20 protein-coding genes are annotated in these 24376 nt (G+C 40.6%); 6 read left to right on the top strand and 14 right to left on the bottom strand.

Annotated elements, in window-relative coordinates; genetic code table 11:
- Positions 1 to 76: 76 nt before the first annotated feature.
- The 5 genes from dapF to ACLCEG_RS08885 form a co-directional block, all read right to left on the bottom strand.
- A complete protein-coding gene (gene dapF, locus ACLCEG_RS08865; protein WP_019457312.1) occupies positions 77 to 922 on the bottom strand; it encodes a diaminopimelate epimerase in 846 nt (281 codons plus the stop codon).
- Positions 923 to 927: 5 nt separating this feature from the next.
- Positions 928 to 2178, bottom strand: a complete 1251-nt coding sequence (gene lysA / locus ACLCEG_RS08870; protein ID WP_410567163.1) for a diaminopimelate decarboxylase — start codon at positions 2176 to 2178, stop codon at positions 928 to 930.
- A 22-nt stretch (positions 2179 to 2200) separates the two neighbouring features.
- The gene (gene lptM / locus ACLCEG_RS08875; protein WP_004699798.1) at positions 2201 to 2425 is read right to left on the bottom strand and encodes an LPS translocon maturation chaperone LptM; all 225 of its coding nucleotides are present in this window, start codon (positions 2423 to 2425) and stop codon (positions 2201 to 2203) included.
- Between the two features lie 140 nt (positions 2426 to 2565).
- Positions 2566 to 3972, bottom strand: coding sequence for an amino acid permease (locus tag ACLCEG_RS08880; protein WP_031944927.1), 1407 nt, complete (start codon positions 3970 to 3972; stop codon positions 2566 to 2568).
- A 300-nt stretch (positions 3973 to 4272) separates the two neighbouring features.
- The gene (locus ACLCEG_RS08885) at positions 4273 to 5796 is read right to left on the bottom strand and encodes an alanine/glycine:cation symporter family protein (protein ID WP_410567165.1); all 1524 of its coding nucleotides are present in this window, start codon (positions 5794 to 5796) and stop codon (positions 4273 to 4275) included.
- Between the two features lie 339 nt (positions 5797 to 6135).
- On the opposite strand from ACLCEG_RS08885, the gene radA reads away from it, so the two are divergent.
- Positions 6136 to 7524 carry a DNA repair protein RadA gene (gene radA / locus ACLCEG_RS08890; RefSeq protein WP_049063572.1) on the top strand — a complete coding sequence of 463 codons (1389 nt, stop codon included), beginning with the start codon at positions 6136 to 6138 and terminating at the stop codon, positions 7522 to 7524.
- Positions 7525 to 7606: 82 nt separating this feature from the next.
- Complete coding sequence (locus tag ACLCEG_RS08895; protein WP_199999994.1) at positions 7607 to 8587, top strand: Tim44 domain-containing protein; 981 nt, start codon at positions 7607 to 7609, stop codon at positions 8585 to 8587.
- Positions 8588 to 8644: 57 nt separating this feature from the next.
- Here the strand turns inward: ACLCEG_RS08895 and epmA are convergent, their stop codons facing one another.
- The 5 genes from epmA to ACLCEG_RS08920 form a co-directional block, all read right to left on the bottom strand.
- Positions 8645 to 9619, bottom strand: a complete 975-nt coding sequence (epmA, locus tag ACLCEG_RS08900; RefSeq protein WP_410567167.1) for an EF-P lysine aminoacylase EpmA — start codon at positions 9617 to 9619, stop codon at positions 8645 to 8647.
- Positions 9616 to 10683 (bottom strand): 4-phosphoerythronate dehydrogenase, encoded by a 1068-nt coding sequence (locus ACLCEG_RS08905; RefSeq protein WP_410567169.1) that lies wholly within the window; start codon positions 10681 to 10683, stop codon positions 9616 to 9618. Before ACLCEG_RS08905 ends, epmA begins: the two co-directional genes overlap by 4 nt.
- 104 nt (positions 10684 to 10787) lie before the next feature.
- Complete coding sequence (locus ACLCEG_RS08910) at positions 10788 to 11180, bottom strand: YkvA family protein (RefSeq protein ID WP_216134899.1); 393 nt, start codon at positions 11178 to 11180, stop codon at positions 10788 to 10790.
- A 107-nt stretch (positions 11181 to 11287) separates the two neighbouring features.
- The gene (gene fdhD / locus ACLCEG_RS08915) at positions 11288 to 12079 is read right to left on the bottom strand and encodes a formate dehydrogenase accessory sulfurtransferase FdhD (protein ID WP_410567171.1); all 792 of its coding nucleotides are present in this window, start codon (positions 12077 to 12079) and stop codon (positions 11288 to 11290) included.
- Between the two features lie 78 nt (positions 12080 to 12157).
- A complete protein-coding gene (locus ACLCEG_RS08920; protein WP_410567173.1) occupies positions 12158 to 14566 on the bottom strand; it encodes an FdhF/YdeP family oxidoreductase in 2409 nt (802 codons plus the stop codon).
- Positions 14567 to 14960: 394 nt separating this feature from the next.
- On the opposite strand from ACLCEG_RS08920, the gene ACLCEG_RS08925 reads away from it, so the two are divergent.
- Positions 14961 to 16118: a glycerate kinase gene (locus ACLCEG_RS08925; protein ID WP_410567175.1), complete on the top strand. Its 1158-nt coding sequence runs from the start codon at positions 14961 to 14963 to the stop codon at positions 16116 to 16118.
- Here ACLCEG_RS08925 and ACLCEG_RS08930 read toward each other — a convergent pair.
- Positions 16115 to 16681: a TetR/AcrR family transcriptional regulator gene (locus tag ACLCEG_RS08930; protein WP_410567177.1), complete on the bottom strand. Its 567-nt coding sequence runs from the start codon at positions 16679 to 16681 to the stop codon at positions 16115 to 16117. The two genes, ACLCEG_RS08925 and ACLCEG_RS08930, sit on opposite strands and share 4 nt — an antisense overlap.
- Positions 16682 to 16803: 122 nt before the next feature.
- Here ACLCEG_RS08930 and ACLCEG_RS08935 point away from each other — a divergent pair, with 122 nt between their 5' ends.
- Positions 16804 to 17586 carry an SDR family NAD(P)-dependent oxidoreductase gene (locus ACLCEG_RS08935; protein ID WP_410567179.1) on the top strand — a complete coding sequence of 261 codons (783 nt, stop codon included), beginning with the start codon at positions 16804 to 16806 and terminating at the stop codon, positions 17584 to 17586.
- 37 nt (positions 17587 to 17623) lie between these two features.
- Complete coding sequence (locus ACLCEG_RS08940; protein WP_100290253.1) at positions 17624 to 18229, top strand: nitroreductase family protein; 606 nt, start codon at positions 17624 to 17626, stop codon at positions 18227 to 18229.
- 76 nt (positions 18230 to 18305) lie between these two features.
- On the opposite strand, the gene adeE is transcribed toward ACLCEG_RS08940, so the two are convergent.
- Both adeE and adeD read right to left on the bottom strand, forming a co-directional pair.
- The gene (gene adeE / locus ACLCEG_RS08945) at positions 18306 to 21419 is read right to left on the bottom strand and encodes a multidrug efflux RND transporter permease subunit AdeE (RefSeq protein WP_410567181.1); all 3114 of its coding nucleotides are present in this window, start codon (positions 21417 to 21419) and stop codon (positions 18306 to 18308) included.
- A gap of 9 nt (positions 21420 to 21428) precedes the next feature.
- Positions 21429 to 22553: a multidrug efflux RND transporter periplasmic adaptor subunit AdeD gene (gene adeD, locus ACLCEG_RS08950; protein ID WP_410567183.1), complete on the bottom strand. Its 1125-nt coding sequence runs from the start codon at positions 22551 to 22553 to the stop codon at positions 21429 to 21431.
- Between the two features lie 79 nt (positions 22554 to 22632).
- Between adeD and ACLCEG_RS08955 the strand changes: the two genes are divergently transcribed.
- Positions 22633 to 23250 carry a TetR/AcrR family transcriptional regulator gene (locus tag ACLCEG_RS08955; protein WP_191010337.1) on the top strand — a complete coding sequence of 206 codons (618 nt, stop codon included), beginning with the start codon at positions 22633 to 22635 and terminating at the stop codon, positions 23248 to 23250.
- A 54-nt stretch (positions 23251 to 23304) separates the two neighbouring features.
- Here ACLCEG_RS08955 and ACLCEG_RS08960 read toward each other — a convergent pair whose 3' ends face one another.
- Positions 23305 to 24312, bottom strand: a complete 1008-nt coding sequence (locus ACLCEG_RS08960) for an alpha/beta fold hydrolase (RefSeq protein WP_022575231.1) — start codon at positions 24310 to 24312, stop codon at positions 23305 to 23307.
- Between the last annotated feature and the right edge of the window lie 64 nt (positions 24313 to 24376).

Here is a 24376-nt window from a genome sequence, read left to right on the forward strand (position 1 = left end):
CTCTCAATATTTATTCTTGTAAAAAATAAAGGGGAAAGGTCATATTTTAAGGCCTTTCCCCTAAGACAAATCCTACTTAGCCTTGGAAATAACGTAAATCCAAACGCCCATCATATACATGAGTTGTTGGACCAGTCATCCAGACTACATCACCTTCTTGCCATTCAATTTGTAGCTTACCGCCGGCAAGTTCAACTTCAACTGAGTTAGCAAGCAAACCACGGCGCATACCACTGACCGCAGCAGCACATGCTCCTGTACCACAAGCGAGTGTTTCACCTACACCACGTTCAAATACACGTAAACGCACATGCTTTTCATCAATCACTTGCATAAAACCAGCATTCACACGTTCAGGGAATCGTTGATGTGATTCAACTTGTGGGCCAATACCTGCTACATCAGCAGTGAGTACGTCTGGAACAATAGTGACCGCGTGTGGGTTACCCATGTTGACCACATCAATACTAATGTTTTGGTCATTTGCTAACTCAAGGGTATATAAAGCTTCTGGTTGCTCAGCAATGAATGGAATTTCATTTGGTAGAAACTTTGGGTAGCCCATATTTACGCGCACCCAACCATTTTGTCCAAGCTCTGGCTTTACAATACCTGCTTTGGTTTGTACGGTAATGTTGGTTTTATTGGTTAAATGACGTTCATGTACAAAACGAGCGAAACAACGTACGCCATTACCACACTGTTCAACCTCAGAACCATCTGCATTGAAAATGCGATATTTAAAGTCAGCTTCTGGTAAATCTGGTGGCTCAACAATTAAAAGCTGGTCAAAACCAACACCAAAGTGTCGATCTGCCAAACGTTGAATCGTTGCCGTATCTAAGTAAGCTCTTTGGCTAATCAGGTCAACCACCATAAAGTCATTGCCTAGGCCATGCATTTTGGTAAATTCTAACAACATCTCATTTACTCCTCAGGCAATAAACGTTCTTTTTCCCAAAGCGACTCAACCGTTTCACGTTCACGAATTAAATAGCTCTTTTCACCTGATACCATCACTTCTGCAGCACGGCCACGCGTGTTGTAATTTGAACTCATGACAAAGCCATAAGCCCCTGCACCGAGTACAGCCAACAAGTCATTTTCTTGTAATGCGAGTGAGCGATCTTTACCAATAAAGTCACCTGTCTCACAAATCGCACCAACGAGGTCCCATACTTTTTCTTCTGTATCGGTACGTGGTACAACAGGCTGAATATCCATCCAAGCCTCATATAAAGCTGGACGAATCAAATCATTCATTGCTGCATCAATAATGGCGAAGTTACGATGTGTCGTTGGTTTAAGCAAATCAACTTTAGTTAAAAGTACACCCGCATTTGCACTAATGCTACGACCCGGCTCCATATAAACCTTGAGACCTAGTTTTTCTAAAGCTGGTTTCATAGAGTTGGCATATTCTTCAACACTTGGCGGTGTTTCATCTTTATAGTAAACCCCTAAACCGCCACCGATATCAATATGTTTAAGATTGATACCAAGTTTTTTCAACTCATCGATCATCACAATGACACGGTCTAAAGCATCAACAAATGGTTTAGTTTCAGTGAGCTGTGAACCAATGTGGCAGTCAATACCTACAATTTCAAGGTTAGGTAAAGAAGCTGCGTATTGATAGGTTTCATAAACGGTATCACTTGGAATACCAAATTTATTTTCTTTTAAACCAGTTGAAATATAAGGATGTGTTTTTGCATCGACATCTGGATTTACACGTAAAGAAATCGGCGCTTTCTTGCCTAAACGAGCTGCCACTTTTTGAAGGCGGTCTAATTCGGCATAAGACTCTACGTTAAAGCAAGCAATACCTACATTGAGTGATGTTTCAATATCTGCTTCGGTTTTACCTAAACCTGAAAAAACAACTTTAGATGCATCTCCACCCGCTTTTAAAACGCGAGCCAGCTCACCACCAGATACAATATCAAAACCCGCACCAAGTTTTGCCAAGACACTAAGAACAGCTAAATTTGAGTTAGATTTCACCGCGAAACAGATTTGATGATCAATAAAGTCAAAAGCACGGTCCATATCCAAGTAATGTTTTTCAAAAGCTGCTTTTGAATAAACATACAAAGGTGTGCCAAATTGCTGCGCAAGCTGCTCCATAGAACATTGCTCTGCATGCAATACTCCATTAATGCGAGTGAAACTCATGAATGTGTCCTTATTTCAAAGCTTAAGGTGATGTAGTTTGGTTTTGGGCTGATGATGACTCGACTGGCTGTTCAGACTTTTCATCCTTTTGCACAGCTGGTTTTGATTCTTTATTACGATAAAGCAAGTATTTTGCACGGTTGTCATAATTTGGATCAGAAGGTAGCTGTAATGCTCCTGACTGACCGCAAGCTGTAAGCAAAATACTGCTGCTCAATAAACTGATGAGGCAAATGACACGAAGCATCTGAGCACCTGATTTAAACAATTCGATGCAGTATACCGTGATCATGCAAGCGGCTAAAGAGTAAACTTAAAGAGAAAAACAATATGCATAAAAAACGCCAGCTTTTCAGCCAGCGTTTCGTTATAACCAAATAAATTTAATTACTTTTTATGACGCGGTTTATAAAAGAAGAAATAACCAATGATCAAGATAACAAACCAAATTGGGCTGACTTTAAGCGCTTTAAACGTGTCTGGCTCTAAAGACAACACGTAAATCATGCCAACAAAGAAAATAATCGTGATCCAACAGGTAAATAAACCACCCGGCAATTTAAATGTTGATTTGGCATGCAGTTCAGGGCGTGTCGTGTAGTAACGGATATAACTCCAGATAATAAGTAACCACACGCAAATGAACAAAATGGTTGAAAGCGTTGTTGCTAGCGTAAATGCTTCTACTGTATTAGGTACAAAATACTGTAATGCTGCACCTAACAATAAACACGCAGCAGAGAAATACAATGCATTTGCAGGAACTGCTCGTCTATTCAGTTTACCAAAAGCTTTTGGCCCTTGATCTTCACGCGATAAACCAAACAACATACGACTTGTTGAGAATACACCGCTATTCATTGATGACATAACCGATGATAACACCACCAAGTTCATCAAGATTGCTGCTGCTGCAACACCTGCTTGGCTAAACAAGTTTACAAACGGGCTAATCGCTGGATCAATTCTATTCCACGGTGTTACAGACATCACAATAAGCAATGCCAACACATAGAAAATAATGATACGAATTGGAATGGAGTTAATTGCTTTTGGCAAGTTACGTGCTGGATCTTTTGTTTCCGCAGCCGTTGTTCCCACAAGTTCGACACCAACGAAAGCAAAGATTGCAATCTGGAAACCAGCCAAGAAGCCATGCACACCTGTTGGGAAGAAACCGCCATTTGCCCATAAGTGAGTAAATGAAGCAACCTCACCCGTACTAGACGTAAAGCCAGTAAAGATCATCCATAGACCTACAGCAATTAAAATGATAATTGCTAAAATCTTAATGAGTGCAAACCAGAACTCTAACTCACCAAATAAACGTACTGTCAGTAGGTTTAAGCCCATAATAAATACAATCGCGGCAACACTAATCATTGCCCCTTCGACAGGCGAGAAAGGTAGACCATTATTGAAGAATTGTAAGTAGTAGATAATTGCAGAAAGGTCAGCGATACCAATCGTGATCCAACATAACCAGTATGTCCATCCCACAAAGTAACCCGCCCATGGACCGATTAAATCAGTGGTGAAGTCAATAAATGATTTATAGGCAAGATTTGAAAGAAGTAATTCACCAAGCGCGCGCATGACAAAAAACACCATCACGCCAATAATCAAATAAATGAATAAGATCGATGGACCAGCAAGACTAATTGTTTTGCCTGATCCCATAAATAATCCAGTACCAATTGCACCGCCAATCGCGATCAGCTGTAAATGCCGATTAGAGAGGCTTCGATGGAGTTCACCTTGTTCATGAGGCTCACTCAGATTTTGATTCGACATTTTATGAATACACTCCAGTAATTTTTTTAGTCCGTTAGCTAAATCCAAATCAAAAAGACGATATCGCACCATTTGCAGGTATCTTTTAAATGTATATTTTTTGACAACTTTTCAGCTAACCAATTTTGTCTGTATGGCTGATAATTTAAAGATACATACCATTAAATCTGATAATACGCACAAGAACCAAGCAATACAACGCACATCTTTGGAACATGCAGTTTCTCATTTAATGATCAATCTCATATAAAAAAGGTGGTCAATATGACCACCTTTTGTGAGTTATGTTATCTCTAAAATTTAACTACCTGTTTTTTTCAACTGTGTATCTATTTCTTGTTTTTTCTTCAAGCGTTCCTCCCAGAATGTTGCATTTTTAATTCCTAATTTAATAGGATCAAAAGTGTATTCTTTTACTCCAGCTTTTTGTTGTTCTTCGTAATCCTTGAGTGCTTTAATCGTTGGTTTATAAATAAAGTAGGTGACTACGATACCAATAATATTAATCCATGCCATTAAACCTACACCAATATCACCAATACCCCAGATATAACCTGTCGCACTAAGCAAACCATAGCCTACAGCGAGAATGATTGAACATTTCACAATAAACAATAATGATGGTGATTTTGTAATGTAGCTCAAATAAGCAAGATTTGTTTCTGCTATATAGTAATAAGCTACGATGGTGGTGAAGGCAAAAAAGAATACGGCTAAAGCGACAAAGATCTGACCAAAATTACCAAAAATAGTGCTCACTGCTAATTGTGTAAATGCTGGTGAACCAATTTCAGTGGATGCGGGAACATTTTGAACAAGGAATTGACCTGCTTCTAAAGCCCCCTGAACATTATATTGGCTTGTCATTAAAATCATAAATGCAGTAGCAGAACAAACAATTATACTGTCAAAGTGAATTGAAAAAGATTGTACTAAACCTTGTTGAGCTGGATGTTGAACTTCTGCTGCCGCTGCTGCGTGTGGACCTGTTCCTTGCCCTGCCTCATTGGCATAAACACCACGTTTTACCCCCCAACCAATTGCAGCACCAAGACCCGCCATTGGAGTAAATGCATCAGTGAAAATTAGACTTAATACTTTTGGAAGATCTGAAATGTTAACCACAACAATGATTACAGCCATGAGGAAATAACCAATTGCCATGAAAGGTACAACCAGTTCAGCAAATTGAGCAATTCGTTTAATACCACCAAAAATGAGGATAGCAAGCAAACTAATTACGACAACTAAAGCAACCAGTTTATAAACACCTACATCACCAAAAACAATTGCACCTTCACCAGTAATCTGGGTAAAAGCTTTTCCTACTGCATTTGCTTGAATCCCCGGTAAAAACAAACCACAAGCAACAATTGCAGCAATAGCAAATACAATTCCCAACCAACGCTGACCTAATCCTCTATCAAAATAAAATGCTGGGCCACCACGATATTGTCCCTGATACTCAACTTTATAAAGTTGACCAAGTGTTGACTCTACATAAGCTGTACCAGCACCAAAGAATGCAACCATCCACATCCAAAAAACTGCACCAGGTCCACCAAAACCAATTGCTGCTGCAACACCCGCAATATTACCTACACCAATACGACCGGCTAGAGATACGGATAAAGCTTGAAATGATGAAACTCCCTGTTCTGAAGAAGTTCCTTTTATTAATAGTCTGGCCATTTCTTTAATTTGGCGGACTTGAACAAATCGTGTCAAAATAGAAAAGAATAAGCCGACGCCTAAGCATAAGTAAATCAGCGCCTTACTCCATATAATACTATTAACCCAATCAACAATTTCTGCTGCACTCATAGATATCAACCTTTGTATTTTTAAAATACAATACTCATATTATTTTGTTCATTTTCAATTGAGCAATATCCATGCCATACCTATGATAAACCGTGATATAGACTTGAGTAAAAATACATTCCTTGGGGATAGCTTAGATTTTGTATAGGCACTTAAAACAAACCCTATCTGACTTGTAAAAATCTTATATCGTGTTATTTTTGGTGTCCTTCCTTTGTTAGTTCTTAAAAATATCCCTTCAAATTTCCTAATACTCTTTTATGAAAAATTAAGGGGAAATGTATGAAGAATTTCCAAAGAACTATATTTCTATAATATCGAGCAAAATTTCAATTTTTTATGAGTAAAGTCAAAACTGTTTACCGTTGCGAGCAATGTGGTGCCGATCATCTTAAATGGGCTGGTCAATGTTCAGAGTGTGGTGAATGGAATTCTCTGACTGAAGTCAAACTCGAGCCGACTACAGCTCATCGCGCACGTCCTAAAATTGGGGGCTACGCAGGCCAAGTTGCCAATATCACAACACTAAATAAAGTTTCCGTTTCTCATGAAACCCGCTTACCTACAGGTATTAGCGAGTTTGACCGTGTACTTGGTGGTGGTTTGGTCACAGGCTCAGTGGTACTAATTGGTGGTGACCCAGGTATTGGTAAATCGACTATTCTTTTGCAAACAGCAACCCACATGGCAAGTGCAAAAAGCTCTGCGCTTTATATTACAGGTGAAGAGTCATTGTCTCAGGTGGCTTTACGTGCGCAGCGTCTTGACTTGCCGACAGATCAGTTAAAAGTCATGGCTGAAACCTGTGTAGAACGCATTTGTGAAGTTTTAGAGCAAGAAAAACCTGTAGTCGCTATTCTAGATTCGATTCAAACGCTTTATACAGAAACCCTCCAATCTGCTCCGGGTGGTGTTTCACAAATTCGTGAATCTGCTGCTTTGTTAACCCGCTATGCAAAAAATAGTGGCACGGCGCTATTTATTGTTGGCCACGTGACCAAAGAAGGTGCACTGGCAGGTCCGCGCGTTTTAGAGCATATGGTGGACTGCGTACTGTATTTTGAAGGCCAATCCGACTCACGTTATCGTATGATTCGTGCTGTTAAAAACCGTTTTGGTGCAGTTAACGAACTGGGTGTGTTTGGCATGACTGATAAAGGGTTACGCGAAGTAGCCAACCCTTCTGCTATTTTCCTAAGCCGCTACGACGAAGCCATTCCCGGTTCAATTGTTATGATTAGTCGTGAAGGAACTCGCCCACTTTTAGTTGAAGTTCAAGCTTTAGTCGATGATGCTCAAGGACAACCTAGACGTGTCGCTCTTGGTCTTGAACAAAACCGCTTAAACATGTTGCTTGCTGTAATGCACCGTCATGGCGGTGTGCAAACCACAGGACAAGATGTCTATGTCAATATTGTCGGTGGTTTAAAAATTACTGAAACAGGTTCTGACTTAGCTGTTTTACTTGCCTGTGCTTCGAGTTTACGTACCAAAGCATTACCACAGCAACTTGCAGTTTTTGGTGAAGTTGGACTTTCAGGTGAAATTCGCCCAGTACCAAATGGACAAGAGCGCTTGAAAGAAGCTGCAAAACATGGCTTTAAATATGTCATTTTACCAAGAGGAAACGCCCCACAAAAAGAGATTCCGGGCGTTCAAGTGATTGCTGTGGCACGCTTACATGAAGCCCTCACTGAAGCAATGCAACTCAGTGATGAATTGACATAAAAAAACATATTTTTATAGTTGAAATTTAGTGTAAATGGCTGCATAAATACAATTACAAATTAATTTTAAACAGGAATTTCCTATGGAAGTACACCAGCGCGGCTTGATAACGGGTATTTTAATGGCTGCTTTGGCAATTTCTCCGCTTGCTGAAGCAAAACGTGCAGGTGGTGGTAAAAGCCACGGCATGGCACGCTCTACCACTTCAAGCCAGTCATATCAACAACCTCGTCAAGTGGCTCCAGTTCAACAACCTGCTACAGCACCTCAAAGATCTGGTCCGGGTGTGGGTTCAATGGTTGCGGCTGGTGTAGCAGGTGCTGCCGTAGGTGCTGTTGCAGCACATGCTTTAGCTGATGATAAACCAACATCAACTGAACAACGTGTAACCCAGCCAGACAATCAGCAACAAGCTGCTCAACAACAAGAGAAGAAAGGTGGTATCCCAGGTTGGTTATGGGTATTACTTGCTGCTGCTGTTGCCTTTTTTGTATTTCGCAAATTTGGCGGGAAAAAAAAATTAGCAGCGAATAATCCGTATGCTCCAAACAGCAACGGTCAAAACACTTTTGGACGTTCGGCTGCTCCAACTAACTCAAACGACAACACCAATATTTTTGGTCAGTCAGTTGCTGGCGGTACAGCTGCAACTCAGGCTCCGTTTGGTGGCGCAACAACAAGTAACGGCAACCAGTTACCAGATGGTAGCGAACCTGCTTCTTTCTTACGTGTTGCTCGTCAGCGTTTTAACCACATTCAGTCAATTAACAGTGCAAGTAACGTTGAAGAAATTCGTCGCTACTTAACACCTGAACTTTATAACTCTATGTATAACGACATCATGGAGAACCAAGATCAGGACGTTGCTGAGTTTAGTAACTTAAATGCAATGGTTGTAGACAGTGCGACTGAAAATGGTCAATACATTGTGAGCGTACGCTTCACAGGTACAGTAAGTGAAGATTTAAATAGCTTGCCACAGCCATTTACTGAAATCTGGCACTTTGTAAAACCTGTTGGCTCTCAGCAAGACTGGGTTGTTGCAGGTATTCAACAAGCTTAATTTAACTAAGCTCTAAATAAAAAAGCCACAATATGTGGCTTTTTTATTTGCTCGCCCTCAGGCAATTTCGGCTGGAAATGCGATGACTTTTTCAATTTTAAGTTGATCGGTTGCAACCATGAGTAAACGGTCTATGCCTAAAGCAATTCCTGAACATTCAGGCATATGAGGTAACGCAGCCAACAAGTGCTCATCTAGTGGCATGACATGAAGCCCTTGCTTAGCCCGTTCTGCATTATCTGCTTCAAAGCGTGAACGTAACACGTCTGCATCGAGCAATTCATCGTAGGCATTGGCAAGTTCCAGACCTTCGATATAAACCTCAAAACGCGCTGCGACCACTTCCCCATCTTCATCTACTTTCACTTTCGCCAAAGACGCCATTTCTGGTGGAAAGTCAGTTAAAAAGACAGGTGCATCAAAGCCTAAACTTGGCTCAACAAAATGAGAAAACAACAAATCCATATAAGCTAAACGATCATCACCTAAATCTAGATTTAACCCAACACGATTTGCCGTATCTTTGAGTTGCTTCAAAGTGGCCTGCAAAGGATTAATGTCTAAACGATCCTGAAAAGCATGCTTATAACTTAAAATAAATGGACGAACTTCACCAAAGCGATGCTGCAAACAAGTTTGTAATAAATCGGCTGTTTCATGCATTAATGCTTTTAAGTCTAAACCCGGACGGTACCATTCAAGCATGGTAAATTCACTATTGTGTTTACGCCCGTGTTCATCATCTCGGAAAACTTTACAGATTTGATAAATCGGTCCGCTACCACTTGCTAGCAAACGTTTCATGGCAAACTCAGGAGAAGTCTGTAAATACTGAGTCTGCAATTTGCCATGAATATGACGTAAAGTCTGAACCGAAGCCAAATGCACATCGGTAACGCCTGCTTGTGAAACGATTGGTGTTTCAACTTCCATGACATCACGTTCTGCAAAGAACTGACGGATTTGGGTATAAAGCTTAGCACGAGCCTTTAAAGCATCAATTGAACAAGTAGGTTGATAACTTAAACTCATGCCTGTGGTCCCCCATGTGCTACCCATTCACGGCGCAGCGGATAATTCTTACGTAATAAATCAAATGCTTTTTGTTCTACTTTGCCGTCTTTAACACAGGCACGGATGTTGGCATCATCTTGAGTAATATTATAAATCTGAGATAGTTTTTGCTTGAGCACTGCCTTTAGATCGTGTTCTGAAAAATAGTCTTCACATGCAGGCAACTGAGTCTCGAAACGCTTATTAATGTCATATCCAAACTTTTGGCAAAACGCTTCATAAATCATCTGTGTACCGCGAGCCTTACCTTCGAGGCTATAACCTGCAATATGCGGTGTTGCCAACGCTAACATATTTAAAAGCTCTTCTGATATCACTGGCTCATGTTCAAATACATCGAGCACCACTTTTCGCTGGGTACGTTGAATGTCTTGCATTAAAGCAGCTTCTTTCACGACTGGACCACGAGCGCTATTAATTAAAATTGTGTCAGATTGAAGCGCTGCAAAAGCATTTTCGTCAAACAGATGATATGTCGCATGTTCACCGTTTTTAGTGAGCGGCACATGAATTGAAATAGCATTGGCTTGTTGCAATAGGGTTTTAAAGCTTACATTTTCAATTGAATCTAACTGTACATATGGGTCAAAACCAATGACGTTCCAGCCAAGCAACCGAGCCATATAAGCCAAGCGCTTACCGACATTGCCAAGACCAACAATGCCTAGCGTAAATTTTTCTTGTTGTTCTAAAAGCTTCGCATCTAAATGCAGTAAAGCAGTAATGACATATTCAGCAACCGCTTGTGCATTACAACCTGCTGCATTGGCCCATGTAATATCATATTTTTCTAGGGCTTGAATATCTAAATGATCGGTTCCAATTGTGGCACTACCCACATATTTTAAAGCGGTATTTTGAATTAAACTTTCGTTAACTGCGGTGACTGAGCGAACCAATAAAGCTTCAGCATCTTTTACATCTGCGTGTGTTAAGGTGCGCCCTGCATGGTGTTGAATATCGCCAAATTCTGAAAAAAAGTAATCGGTAAATGCCAAGTTTTCATCTGCGACGATTTTCATTGTCTGCAACTCATAGCTTATAAAAACGTTATTATCCTTTGAGTTGCAACAAAGCACAATGTTCAGGGCGCTAAATTCACACAGGGTTTCTAAGTTTGGCTTATCTACAAACCACCGCCTAAATAAAAATAAGCCATGACCGCAAGTGTTATCCAAATTAGAATAATGAGTACAGCAACTAAATAATTTCGTGGCGCTTTTTCATGTTCGTCTAGCCATTCATTCGCTTGCTGTTCTGCATCAAAAATGACTTGTTCTGGCGTAAAGCGAAGTGCTAACCAAATGAGTATGGGCAAAATAATCGCATCATCTACAAAACCCAAAATAGGAATAAAATCTGGAATTAGGTCGATGGGACTAAAAGCATAAGCTACAGCCACGACCGCAATAACTTTAGGCAACCACGGCATTTGAGGATGTCTTGATGCAAACCAAAGCATAATAATCTGTTTTCTTAGACGTTTTGCCCATTCTTTTAGTGATTGTACCCAAGACATTTGGACTGTCTCTGAACCTGTAGAGTTTTATCATAATCTATAAAATCTACCCATAGCTTAAAAGCAACAGAAATGTCAGATGAGCTTTGTTTTAAGACAAATATATTTTAAATGTCAGTATATAAAACAAACCTATCTCCCCTACAGAAACTTGCCAATGTCAGACCAGATTGTTTAGCTAACTCAATAGCCATACTGGTCGGTGCTGAAATTGAAGCCAGTAAACTTATATTCAACTGGGCACATTTTCGTATTAGTTCATAACTTGCCCGACTGGTCATGACCACAAAACCTAAACTGGTGTCGTAGTTTTCTTGCGCTAAATAACCAATTAATTTGTCCAAGGCATTATGGCGGCCGACATCTTCAAATAAAGCCACGATTTGACCATCAACCACCCAAGCTGCGGCATGTGCTCCACCTGTTAAAGCGGTAATTTCTTGCTGGGCTTTTAAATGGGAAATGGCACTCGGAATTTGCTCAAGCCATAGCTTTGATGCATGCGTTGTAATTTTGGGAACATCTAACTGAAATTGCTCCAAACTTTCAATTCCACATAAACCACAGCCTGTACGACCTACCATCATACGCCGGTGTTGTTTTAAAGCAGTAAATGCTCTCGATGAAATGGTCATTTCCACCGTAATACCCAATTCATTTTGATGTACATCAAGCGCATATAGTTCTTTTAAACTGGTCAAAATATCTTCTGAGAGACTAAAACCTTTGGCAAATAATTCGACATCGGTTGGTGTTGCCATCATCACCGCATGTGAAATACCGTTATACACCAAGGCGATCGGGTACTCTTGCACAATATGATCTAAAACATTTTCAGATTCGGTTTTGTTAAACCGCTGTACTTGTAATGTTTCAACCCCATAAGCATGTAGTGTCAAAATTATTTCCTTTATTTCAAAATGGCGCTGATTTAGAGCGCCATTTGTTTGAGTTACATTTTAAATGTCGTATTTGATTTAAAGGCTGCTAACTTTTCTATCTGCATCTTCAGGGTCAACGGCTGTTGCCAAGTTAAAATGTTCAGGTGCATTTCCGGGATGCAAAATCACAGGAACACTTTTTGATGCCGGAATCTTGGCATATTTGTCATGACTGCTTAAGGCCACCAAAGGATTGGTTTCCGGATAGTAAGCGGCCAAGCTGCCACGCGGAATGTTATACGGCACAATACGGAAACTATGCACAATACGCTTCACACCATCCGAGAAGACACTTTCAATATCAACCCACTGATTGGCTTCAAAGCCCGCTTCATCAATATCAGCTTGGTTCATAAACAACACACGACGCTGACCAAAGACCCCACGGTAACGGTCATCTAGACCATATAGTGTCGTGTTGTATTGATCATGAGAACGAGTAGTCATTAAGGTATATACCTTACTTTCGGTATATGCCGCAGCGTACTGATTTTCCTTATCGGCATAAACCTCACTCAGAGGTGTAATCATAAACTGCGCTTTACCACTTTTTGTATTCCAGATGTGTTGATTAGCAGGATGCTCTAAGTGAAAACCGCCCGGTTTATAAACACGTAAATTAAAGTCATGGAATTCATCAAATACATCGGCAATTGAGTCACGAATGCGGTCATAACTCTCGATGTACCATTTCCATTTAATCTGACTATCTGGAAGTACCGCTTCTGCCATTCTTGCCACAATATCCGGTTCAGACAAAATATTTTTAGAAATTGGCGTGTTGCGCCCTGCCGACAAGTGAACATTACTCATTGAGTCTTCAACCGAAATGGCTTGTGGGCCGTGAAGCTGTTCATCAATTTCGGTACGGCCTAAACACGGCAAAATGAGTGCATCTTTACCACATACCAAATGGCTACGGTTTAACTTAGTTGCGACATGAACAGTTAAATCACATTTTCTAAGTGATTCTTGGGTATAAGGAGTATCGGGAGTTGCTACCGCAAAATTTCCGCCCAAACCAATGAAGACTTTGACCTCGCCTTCAGCCATAGCTTTAATGGTTTCGACCACACCATGCCCATTTTTTCTTGGTGATTTAATACCGAACACACGGTCAATGCTATCGAGCAGCTTAGGACTAGGCAACTCATTAATACCCATCGTGCGGTCGCCTTGCACGTTACTGTGCCCACGAACCGGACAAAGCCCTGCACCCGGTCTACCAATTTGACCACGTGCTAACAATAAATTTGCCAGCATATGTACGTTAGCAGTTCCGTGACGGTGCTGGGTAATGCCCATACCCCAACAGAAAATTGAACGCTCAGAGTCTAAAAAGAGTTTAGCGAGTTTTTCTAAATGTTCAGGCGATAAACCTGAGTGCTTATAAATATCTGCCCACTCAGTTCTTTCTACCTCAGCAATCATTTCATCGAAACCAACGGTATTGACTGTAATAAAGTTTCGGTCAAAAACGCTTGGTTTACCTGAGGCAAGTGCCTTTTTATCCCATTCATTTAAGTGCTTTAACATTCCCAACATGAGCGCATAGTCACCGCCAATTTTTGGCTGGAAATAATAACGACTAATTGGTGTACTACCGTTAGTCATCATTTCAAGCGGTGCTTGTGGGTCTTGGAAACGCTCTAGGCCTCGTTCTTTAATTGGGTTAATCGCAATAATATTGCCACCCCGTTTAGACACTTCACGCAAAGTACCTAACATACGCGGATGATTGGTTCCGGGGTTATGACCAAAACTAAAAATGGCATCGGCTAAGTCAAAGTCGTCTAGGGTGACTGTGCCCTTTCCTAAACCAATCGAGTCAAGCAAACCAACACTTGTGGTTTCATGACACATGTTTGAACAGTCTGGAAAGTTATTTGTACCAAAGCTTCTCACAAATAATTGATATAAAAATGCTGCTTCGTTACTGGCACGGCCAGACGTATAAAATGCCGCTTGGTCTGGGTTGTCTAGTGCATGTAAATGTTGAGCAATCAGCTTAAATGCATCGTCCCACGAAATAGGCACATATTTATCGGTTGCAGCATCATAACGAACTGGGTCGGTTAAACGGCCTAAGTCTTCTAGGAAAAAGTCACTTTGCTCTGACAGCCAACTGACAGTATGCCCCGCAAAATATTCGGGAGTAACGGTTTTACTGGTTGCTTCAAAAGCAACTGCCTTGGCACCATTCTCACAAAAGTTAAATGCGTGAGCGTCTTTCTTTTCTGGCCATGCACAGCCGGGACAGTCAAAGCCTGTCGGCTGATTAATGTTGAGTAAGGTAATTGAACCTTTGCCTAAAATATCTTGTCGCTTTAGGTTTCGAGCAACACTGAGCAGTGCGCCCCACCCACCAGCAGGATGAGTATATGGCTCAATTCGCGCAAAACTATTATTTTCCTGTATGTGCTTTTGTTCTTCTGAATTATCCACTTTTTCATCCTCTTATTTCTTTTACACTCAACAGGCTCAATGAAATCACAATTTAATTATGGTTTGATCAAAGCTACCCGCTGTTTACCGATGAGTAGAGTCTGCTTTTGATGTTATTGCTCATATTTTTAAAGCTGGCTCAAGGCTTCTTATAATATGTGCCATATTGTTTACAATTACAATCATTCACCCCAAGCACACCATTTAAACAATACTAATTAAAACAAGCATTTAAAAATTTAATAACTTTGGTTTTTACAGATCAAAACATTATTGAGTTTCATTTTTCCCAGTTTGAAAGCCTTTTAAAAATGACACTTACGTGTGTTTATCTATGGTTTTTTGGTATTAAGCAGTATAAAACAATGAGAAACTTATTCTTATTAGAGCATTTATGAAGGTTGTGATCGCCCCTGACTCATTTAAAGACAGCTTATCTGCTTTAAAGGTAGCTCAGGCCATTGCCAAAGGATGGCAAGCAGTTTTTCCTCATGCAGAGACTTTGATTTGCCCAATGGCAGATGGCGGTGAAGGAACCATTGAAGCTGTTTTAGAAGTCTGCAATGGTCAATGGCGTGAAAAAACTGTGGTTGGCCCCTTAGGTCAGCCTGTTCAGGCCAAATGGGGATGGTTAGAGCATCAAAAAATCGCCATCATTGAAATGGCTCAAGCGAGCGGCATACAGTTAGTCCCACCGTCAGAGCGTAATGCTTGCCACAGCACAACGTTTGGAACAGGCCAACTCATTTTGGATGCTTTAGACGCAGGTGCAAAAGACATAATTTTAACTGTGGGCGGTAGTGCCACTAATGATTGTGGCACAGGGTTACTTAGTGCTTTAGGTACTGTTTTGCTCGATAGCAATCAAAAGGTTTTACCCGCAGGTGGCCTCGCTCTAAGCAACCTATCACACATTGATTTAACACATTTCGACTCTCGCATTCAGCACACACGGTTTTTACTGGCTGCGGATGTAACCAATCCGCTTTGCGGTCCAAATGGCGCATCTCATATTTTTGGTTCACAAAAAGGTGCTTCTCCGACTCAAGTAAAGTTACTCGATGCAGCGCTTGCACATTTTGCCGATGTGTCAGCGGAGCTTTTAGGTTTTGACAAACGAGATGAAGCAGGCTCAGGTGCTGCGGGTGGTTTGGGCTTTGCTGCCAAAAGTTATTTAAATGCACACTTTAAAGCTGGTGTTAAAGTGGTGGCTGAACTGAATCAGCTTGAGCATAAAATTGCTGATGCAGATTGGGTGATTACGGGTGAAGGTAAATTTGACCAGCAAACTTTAAGTGGTAAAACAGTTTTTGGGGTGAGCCAAATAGCAAAGGCGCACAATGTACCTGTGATTGTGATTGCTGGGACATTAGGCGAAGGCTACCAAGCACTTTATGAACATGGGGTTACGGCTGCTTTTTCACTCGCCAATGGTCCCATTACATTAGAACAAGCCTGTGAACATGCAGCAGAACTCATTTATGAAAGAACAGTCGATATTGCAAAATTAATTCAGTTTAGCCAAACCAGCTTGAAAGATAAAAAAGTTTAATCGGCTAACTTTAAAAGGCTCTCTTTACAGCTTTCCAATATTTCATCGCTAAGGTTTGATTGGTCTGGGCATGCGCGAGACAACGCAATTGCCCCTACAGACTGAGCAAGAATATTAATGGCTTGCTTTCTCAACTCTGGCGTTTCCAAAGAAACTTGTTTGGCTCGTTCGTTCATAATGAACCGAATAAGTTGCTCAATGCCCTCTTCAAATTCTACTTTTACTTCGTCTGGCTGTCGTGCAGCATCACAAGATAGCGCCGTTAGTGTGCAGCCCAAATCTCGATTATCTCGATGAGTACGAGACACATAAAGCTGAATAAATTGAGTTAAGTTTAAACCTTCTATTCTTTTTAAAACCTGCTCAAGTCCATTTTTAACAGTAATTGAGACAAGGTCTGTTTTCGAACTGAAATGTTTATAAAAGCCGCCGTGGGTAAAACCTGCACTAGACATTAACTCGGCAATGCCGACCCCATCGTAGCCTTTGCTACGAAATAGTTGAGTCGCCTTTTCAACAATTTTTTCTCGGTTTTCCTTTACCTGAGTTTTACTGACTTTCATGTTGACGCACCCACTTTTATTCACCCTACTGATCATAATTATACATTGATTATGATTGACATCAAAAATTAGTTATTTTAGATTATGATCATCATCTAAAAATTAAAGCGTGGAGACATCACATGTCAGCTCAATCAAAAGTACTTATTACAGGAGCTTCATCAGGGATTGGTTCTGTCTATGCAGACCGATTTGCTCAACGTGGCCATAACTTAATTCTGGTGGCACGAGACATCAACCGCTTAGATAAAATCTCGAAGGGCCTCCAAGAAAAATACGGTGTACAGGTCGAGTTCATTCAAGCCGATTTATCAAAAGATCAAGACATTACTAAAATTGAAGATGTACTCAAAAACGATGCTGATATTGAAATTTTGGTAAATAACGCTGGCATTGCACTAAACGGAAACTTCTTAACTCAAGATCGTAATGAGATTGAAAAACTTCTGACTTTAAATATGACTGCGGTGGTTCGATTATCTCATGCAGTTTCCGAGCAACTTGTGCGTAAAGGTAAAGGTGCCATTATTAATTTAGGCTCTGTGCTTGGCTTAGCACCTGAATTCGGTTCGACCATTTATGGCGCAAGTAAATCCTTCATCCAATTTTTTAGCCAAGGTTTACATTTAGAGTTAAAAGATCATGGCGTGTATGTACAAGCAGTATTGCCTTCGGCAACTAAAACTGAAATTTGGGAACGTTCAGGTATGGATTTAAACCAAGTACCACCATTAATGGATGTGAATGATTTGGTAGATGCTGCTCTTATTGGTTTTGATCGCAAAGAAATAATTACAATTCCTGTGCTGAAAGATGAAAATCAATGGAATAATTTTGAAAAATCACGTATCACTTTACTACCAAACTTTTCTTCGGCTGAAGTAGCTCAACGTTATAAAAACTAACAAGTACCGCTACCCAACTCTTAAGTAGGAAAATCTTATGAATGTTATTGATGCTCTCCGTAAGCGCCGTGCAATTAAACGCTTCGACCCTTCTTTTCAGTTATCTGAAGATAACAAGAAAGAGTTATTACAAGAAGTTTTAGCAAATGCACCAAGTGCTTTTAACTTGCAACATTGGCGTCCAGTGATTATTGAAGACACTGAGTTAAGACAAAAAATTCGTGCCATTGCTTGGGACCAACCACAAGTTACAGAAGCATCTTTACTGATTGTGTTATGTGCAAAAGTAAATACATGGGAAGTTGATGCTAAACGTGTATGGGATGGCGCGACTCCAGAAGTTCAAAATATTATGGCTGGCGCGATTGACCAGTATTACCGTGATCGTCCACAAACTCAACGTGACGAAGTGATGCGTAGTGCGGGTATTTTTGCTCAAACCCTCATGTTACTTGCTCAAGAACATGGTTTAGATAGCTGCCCTATGGATGGTTTTGACTTTGATGCAATGGCGAAGCTTGTTAACTTGCCTGAAGACCACGTAGTATGTTTAATGATTGCCGTTGGAAAGTCGGCTTCTGAACCTTACCCACGTGTGGGTAAACTTCCTTACGACGATGTGATTATTCAAAATACATTCTAAGCACTAAAATTTTAGCCCCTCATGCTATTTATAGTATGAGGGGCTAACTTTTAACTGGAATGTTATTTTTTCGACATTATTTTGCCTTTTTAGCGTTTAATTTATTGGTTAAACGACGAACTAAAAGAAAAAATAAAGGCACAAAGAAAATAGAAAGTAAGGTACCAGAAATCATACCGCCCGTTACGGCTATACCAATTTCTTTTCGGCTTACAGCCCCTGCTCCTGTAGATACAGCCAATGGAAGAACACCTGCGACAAATGCCAGAGATGTCATAATAATGGGGCGTAATCGCTGACCTGCACCTTCAATAATCGCTTCCATCAATGCTTGACCTGCTTCTAACTTAGCTGCCGCAAACTCAACAATCAAAATAGCATTTTTGGCAGAAAGTCCAATGGTAGTAAGCATAGCCACCTGAAAGTAAATATCATTCACAAAACCAGCTAGACTTGCAGCCACTACAGCTCCAATCAGGCCTAAAGGAATCACTAGCATGACAGAAACAGGAATAGACCAACTTTCATAAAGTGCTGCCAAACATAAAAAGATAAAGATAATTGAGGCTAAATATAACCAAATGGTTTGACCACCAGCTAACTTCTCTTGATAAGACAACCCGCTCCACTGAAGGTTAAAGCCTTGTTGCTGATCGACTAACTGCTGCATCTTATCCATAGCTCCACCAGAACTTTCACCAGTTGCCGCAGAACCTTGTATTTGTACAGCTGAAAGACCATTAAAGCGTTGCAGCATTTGGGGTCCCATTTGCCATTTTGCAGAAGAGAAACTAGAAAATGGCGTCATCTGACCTGTCGCACCGCGAACATACCATTGCCCAATATCTTGAGGTAATGAACGATAAATCGCGTCTCCTTGCATATAAACTCGCTTAACACGTCCCTGATCGATGAAATCATTAATATAAGATCCACCCCATGCCGACGACAGCGTATTACTGATATCGGCTTGAGCCAAACCAAGTGCACTTGCTTTTCTTTGATCGATGTCGACTTGTAACTGAGCTTTATCTTCTAAACTATTTAGACGGACTGCTGCTAAGCTAGAATCAGCACTTGCTGCTTTTAACACAGTGTTTTGTGCAGCCAGTAAAGCATCACGTCCTTTATTTTCAGCATCTTGTAACCAAAGTTCAAAACCACTTGATTGCCCAAGCCCCCTCACTGCGGCTGGTGAAAGTACCTGAACACGTGCGTTACGCAGTGACTTGAAATATGAGTTTGCCCGAGCAATCACTGCTTCTGCTGTGTTTTCACTCCCTTCTCGGTCATCCCAATGTTTGAGTCCAGCAAATGCCATTCCCACATTTTGCCCACTGCCTGCGTTATTTCTACCCATCACCATGAAAATCACATTGAGATTATCCTTTTCTTTCGTCAGGAAATAATCTGCTATCTGATTACCTACCCGTTCTGTTTCAGCGAGTGTCGTGCCTACAGGTGTACTAAACTGGACCATAACCGAGCCTTGGTCTTCTTGTGGTAAAAACCCAGTATTCATACGCGTATATTGCCAGCCTAACAAAGCTGTAATGCCTAAGAATATGATCATAAATATTTTGGGTTTACCTAAAACCGCAAGCAACTTGGTACGGTAGCCCGATTGCCCTTGTTCGACTTTACGATTGAACCAAGTAAAGAATTTTCTCTGCTTATGTTTTTCATTTGCAGGTTTGAGTAAGGTTGCACATAACGCAGGTGAAAGGGTTAAAGCAACAATGGCTGAAAGCACCATAGCCGATACGAGTGTTACCGAAAATTGGCGATAAATAATGCCGACAGAACCACCAAAAAAAGCCATAGGTAAAAATACCGCAGCAAGGACCATCGCAATACCGACCAGTGCACCCGATATTTCTTTCATCGAAATTAGGGTGGCTTGCCGAGCATCAAGATTTTGCTCATGCATAACCCGCTCAACATTTTCTACAACGACAATTGCATCATCTACCAGCAAACCAATTGCCAAAACCATCGCAAATAAAGTCAGCGTATTAATGCTATAGCCCAATATACTGAGTACGCCAAATGTTCCTAACAATACGACAGGAACCGCAATAGCTGGAATTAAAGTCGCACGCCAGCTCTGCAAAAATAAGAACATAACAATAATGACGAGAACAATTGCCTCAGCTAAAGTTTTAATCACCCCTTTTACAGATGCTTCGACAAATGGCGTACTGTCACGTGGATATGCAACTTTTAACCCCGATGGCATAGAGCCGGTTAAACGCGTGACCTCAGCTTTCACCCTTTCAGCGGTTTCTAAAGCATTAGCACCCGAAGCAAGTTGAATAGACATACCTGAAGCTGGCTTTCCATTCAAACGTGTAGAGGTTTGATAGCTTTCTGCACCGCGCTCTACACGAGCCACATCTTTAAGTAAAACAACAGCACCGTTTGTTTGAGTCCGTAAAATAATATTTTCAAATTGGTTGACAGTCTGTAGACGGGATAATGCGGTTACTGTTGCATTTAAAGCCTGTCCCTCACGAGTTGGTAATGCGCCCAACTCACCTGCTGTAATTTGTGCATTTTGAGCTTCAATCGCAGTTCTGACATCGGAAGGCATAAGGCCATAGCTATTTAGTTTATGCGGATCGAGCCATATGCGCATTGCATATTGAGCACCAAATACTGTGATTTCACCTACACCATCAACGCGACTTAATGGGTCTTGAAGTGTGCTCACCATGTAGTCGGATATATCGACAGACGTTCTTGTGTTACTTTCATCGTAAAGTGCAAAGACCAATAAACTGTCACCCTGTGACTTTGTTACGGTAATGCCTTGTTGCTGAACCTCTTGAGGAAGTCGGCTAAGCGCCTGATTGACGGCGTTTTGTACCTGAACCTGCGCTGTGTCAGGGTTTGTTTTTTGATTAAAACTTAAGCTTATACGTGCCTGACCAGCCGAACTGCTACTCGATGAAAAATAAAGTAAACCATCAATACCCTTAATTTGCTGTTCCAAAATCTGGGTCACACTGTCTTCAACAGTTTTGGCAGATGCTCCGGGATAATTTGCAGTGACGTTTACACCGGGTGGTGCAATATCTGGATATTGTTCAATGGGCAAGGTCAAAATAGAAATTGTACCCAAGGCCATAATACAAATAGAAAGAACCCAAGCAAAAATAGGCCGTGCAATAAAAAAACTCGACAACATAGCGTATCCTCAGCTCAATGGTGTGGGTTCAATCGCCATACCGGCACTTAAACCTTGCAGGCCATCAACAATGACTTGATCTCCTTCGTTCAAGCCAGATATCACTAACCAACGGTTATCCATTGCATTTCCTAGCTTAATTTTTCGTTGTTCAGCTTTATTATCTTTTCCGACCACCCATACAAGCGCGTTTCCATCAGCATCTCTGAAAAGAGCGCCTTGGGGAATCAAAATGCTGTTAGGCCGCGTACCCGTTCCAAGTTCTGCGCGCACATACATTCCCGGCAATAAACCATGATTTGGATTTGAAAATGCTGCACGCAACGTGATACTTCCTGTCGCTTCATCCACTGCAATATCACTAAACTTAAAGGTACCTTGCTGCGAATAAGTAGTACCATTTTCAAGCTGTAAACGGACTGAAAGTTGAGTTGGTTTTATTCCATTTTCAGTAAGCTGTTTACGCAGCGCCATATATTCATCACTCGACTGGGTTAAATCGACATACATCGGGTCAAGTTTTTGAATGGTTGCTAAAGGGTCTGTTTGAGCCGACGTGACTAAAGCTCCGCGTGTAATCGAAGAGCGCCCTATCCGCCCTGAAATAGGCGCAGTAACTTGTGTATAACGCAAATTAGTTCGCGCTGTTTTTAATACTGCTTCATTTACAGCAACGGTGGCTTTTGCCTGTTCATAGGCACTTAACGCATTATCAAGTTCTTGCTGACTAATGCCATTTACCTTAATTAATTCCTTATAACGCTCAGCTTGAAGACGAGTTGAATTCACTGTCGCTTTAGCAAGTGCAAGGTTACCAGCAGCCTCATCAACGCTATCGCGGTAGAGTGATGAATCAATTTTATAAAGAGGCTGTCCCTTACTTACCTGAGAGCCTTCTTTAAATAATTGCTCGACAACTACTCCATTTACTTGTGGTCGCACCTGAGAAATTTCAGAGGCCACTGTTCTCCCAGCTAACTGGTAAGAAGATTCAATAGTCTCTTTTTTTATAGTGATAATGCCGACCTTTTGATTATTTTTAACAATAGGCTTATCAGAATCACATCCATTTAGAAAAACAAACAAAGGCAATAAATACAAAGTATTACGACAAAGAAAACGAACTTTTGGCATATCTGGGACCCCAGACTTATGGACAATTTATTTACTTTACTGTAAAGTAAATAAATAAGATGTGCAAGAAAACCTCAATATGTTAAAAAAATCTCCAGGACGTCCCTCTCGAATCCGCCCAACTCTTATAGCAGCAGCACGTGAACTCTTTCTTGAACAAGGTTTAGAAGTCCGTTTAGAGGCTATTGCCACTAAAGCTGGTACAAATCGACAAACTTTATATAACCATTTTCCAACCAAAACAGCGCTGCTGATTGAAGTCTTCGACCATTTAAAAGCAGAAATGGAAGCTCCTTTTATTGAGCAGCACGATGCTAGCAACAAACGATTAGATCAACGTTTATTTGATATTGGGTACGCTGTGCAAACTCATTTTTATAATGTTGATGCAATTCGTCTGCAACGATTACTGATTATTGCTTTAGTTGAAATGAAAGAGATTCTTCCTAAAATTCAGAATCGTACTCAAGGCAATATTAAGAGGTCTTTAAGTCATATTCTTGAAACTGCACACAATGCTGGCTTAATTCAAGTTGAACATCCTGATGAAGCTGCTAAAGCCTTTTTGGGTGCTGTAATGGGATATTCTTATCCTGCAACAATGCTAGGGGGTGCACCACCCACTCCTAAAGAATTGAAAAAACTCAATCAAGAAGTTTGTTCAATGTTTTTAAAGGCATGGCAATATAAAGAATAATTGTATAAGCAATAAAAGCTCCGTATTTAGAGGGTCTTTTATTGCCTCAAATCATTAATCATATTTCTTTAAAGTTTTGATCAAAGCCTCATGAAATAGTTTCGGGTTTTGCATTTGTGGTGAATGTCCCATACCTGCAAATTCAATTAATTCAGCGTTTGGAATTAATTTTGCAGCCTCTTTACCCAGCACGCTGTATTGACCAATTTTTTGCTTAACTTCAGGTGGAGCTATATCACTACCAATTGCAGTTGTGTCACCTGTACCGATATACAGCACGGTAGGCACTTTAAGATGAGAAAATTCATAATAGACAGGTTGAGTAAAAATCATGTCGTAAATAAGTGCTGAGTTCCAAGCGACTTTTTCATGTCCATTCCCTGCATTTAATCCAGCTAACATATCTACCCATTTATCATATTCAGGCTTCCATTGGCCCTGATAATAAGTTTTTAATTCATAAGCTTTAATAGACTCAGCACTCACTTTCAGTTCACGCTGATACCATTGATCAATAGTACGATATGGAACCCCTTTTGCTTTCCAGTCCTCTAAACCAATCGGATTGACCATTCCTAATAATTTTGTTTCTTTCGGATACATCAAAGCATAGCGGGTTGCCAACATACCACCTGTTGAATGCGCCAATAAAATAGGTTGTTTAACACCTAATTTATCGAGTAAAGCATGTGTGTTCTCTGCAAGCTGTTGGAAACTATATTGATAATGATCTGGTTTGCTAGAAGTACAGAAACCGATTTGATCGGGAGCAATCACCCGATAGCCATTTTGTGTTAAAAAACTAATGGTTTCTTCCCAAGTTGCACCACAAAAGTTTTTGCCATGCAAAACCACCACTGTTTGTCCATTAGGTTTTTTGGGTTGAACATCCATATATCCCATTTTTAAATTTTGCTGTTGGGATGAGAAGTTAAAATATTGGAGCGGATAAGGATATTTAAATCCTTCTAAATGCTCTCCATACACATTATTTGCATAACTGACTGTTGATGCAGTAAGACAAGCAAAAAATAAAGACAAGAATGGCAGTTTATTTTTCATCTTTCATTTCTCTCGAACAAATAGGAATAAGGATGTTTTAGCTGAGTTACATCCGAGTTCAAGA

It is taken from the genome of Acinetobacter sp. H1(2024) (genome assembly GCF_046557555.1).
GTDB lineage: Bacteria > Pseudomonadota > Gammaproteobacteria > Pseudomonadales > Moraxellaceae > Acinetobacter > Acinetobacter seifertii.

Coding starts and splice junctions, on each gene's coding strand:
- ACLCEG_RS08885 (WP_410567165.1), bottom strand. CDS start 5,796: ATGAGTGCAGCAGAAATTGTTGATTGGGTTAATAGTATTATATGGAGT.
- ACLCEG_RS08895 (WP_199999994.1), top strand. CDS start 7,607: ATGGAAGTACACCAGCGCGGCTTGATAACGGGTATTTTAATGGCTGCT.
- ACLCEG_RS08960 (WP_022575231.1), bottom strand. CDS start 24,312: ATGAAAAATAAACTGCCATTCTTGTCTTTATTTTTTGCTTGTCTTACT.
- ACLCEG_RS08940 (WP_100290253.1), top strand. CDS start 17,624: ATGAATGTTATTGATGCTCTCCGTAAGCGCCGTGCAATTAAACGCTTC.
- lysA (WP_410567163.1), bottom strand. CDS start 2,178: ATGAGTTTCACTCGCATTAATGGAGTATTGCATGCAGAGCAATGTTCT.
- adeE (WP_410567181.1), bottom strand. CDS start 21,419: ATGTTGTCGAGTTTTTTTATTGCACGGCCTATTTTTGCTTGGGTTCTT.
- ACLCEG_RS08930 (WP_410567177.1), bottom strand. CDS start 16,681: ATGAAAGTCAGTAAAACTCAGGTAAAGGAAAACCGAGAAAAAATTGTT.
- ACLCEG_RS08925 (WP_410567175.1), top strand. CDS start 14,961: ATGAAGGTTGTGATCGCCCCTGACTCATTTAAAGACAGCTTATCTGCT.
- ACLCEG_RS08880 (WP_031944927.1), bottom strand. CDS start 3,972: ATGTCGAATCAAAATCTGAGTGAGCCTCATGAACAAGGTGAACTCCAT.
- radA (WP_049063572.1), top strand. CDS start 6,136: ATGAGTAAAGTCAAAACTGTTTACCGTTGCGAGCAATGTGGTGCCGAT.
- ACLCEG_RS08935 (WP_410567179.1), top strand. CDS start 16,804: ATGTCAGCTCAATCAAAAGTACTTATTACAGGAGCTTCATCAGGGATT.
- adeD (WP_410567183.1), bottom strand. CDS start 22,553: ATGCCAAAAGTTCGTTTTCTTTGTCGTAATACTTTGTATTTATTGCCT.
- dapF (WP_019457312.1), bottom strand. CDS start 922: ATGTTGTTAGAATTTACCAAAATGCATGGCCTAGGCAATGACTTTATG.
- lptM (WP_004699798.1), bottom strand. CDS start 2,425: ATGCTTCGTGTCATTTGCCTCATCAGTTTATTGAGCAGCAGTATTTTG.
- epmA (WP_410567167.1), bottom strand. CDS start 9,619: ATGAGTTTAAGTTATCAACCTACTTGTTCAATTGATGCTTTAAAGGCT.
- ACLCEG_RS08910 (WP_216134899.1), bottom strand. CDS start 11,180: ATGTCTTGGGTACAATCACTAAAAGAATGGGCAAAACGTCTAAGAAAA.
- ACLCEG_RS08905 (WP_410567169.1), bottom strand. CDS start 10,683: ATGAAAATCGTCGCAGATGAAAACTTGGCATTTACCGATTACTTTTTT.
- ACLCEG_RS08955 (WP_191010337.1), top strand. CDS start 22,633: ATGTTAAAAAAATCTCCAGGACGTCCCTCTCGAATCCGCCCAACTCTT.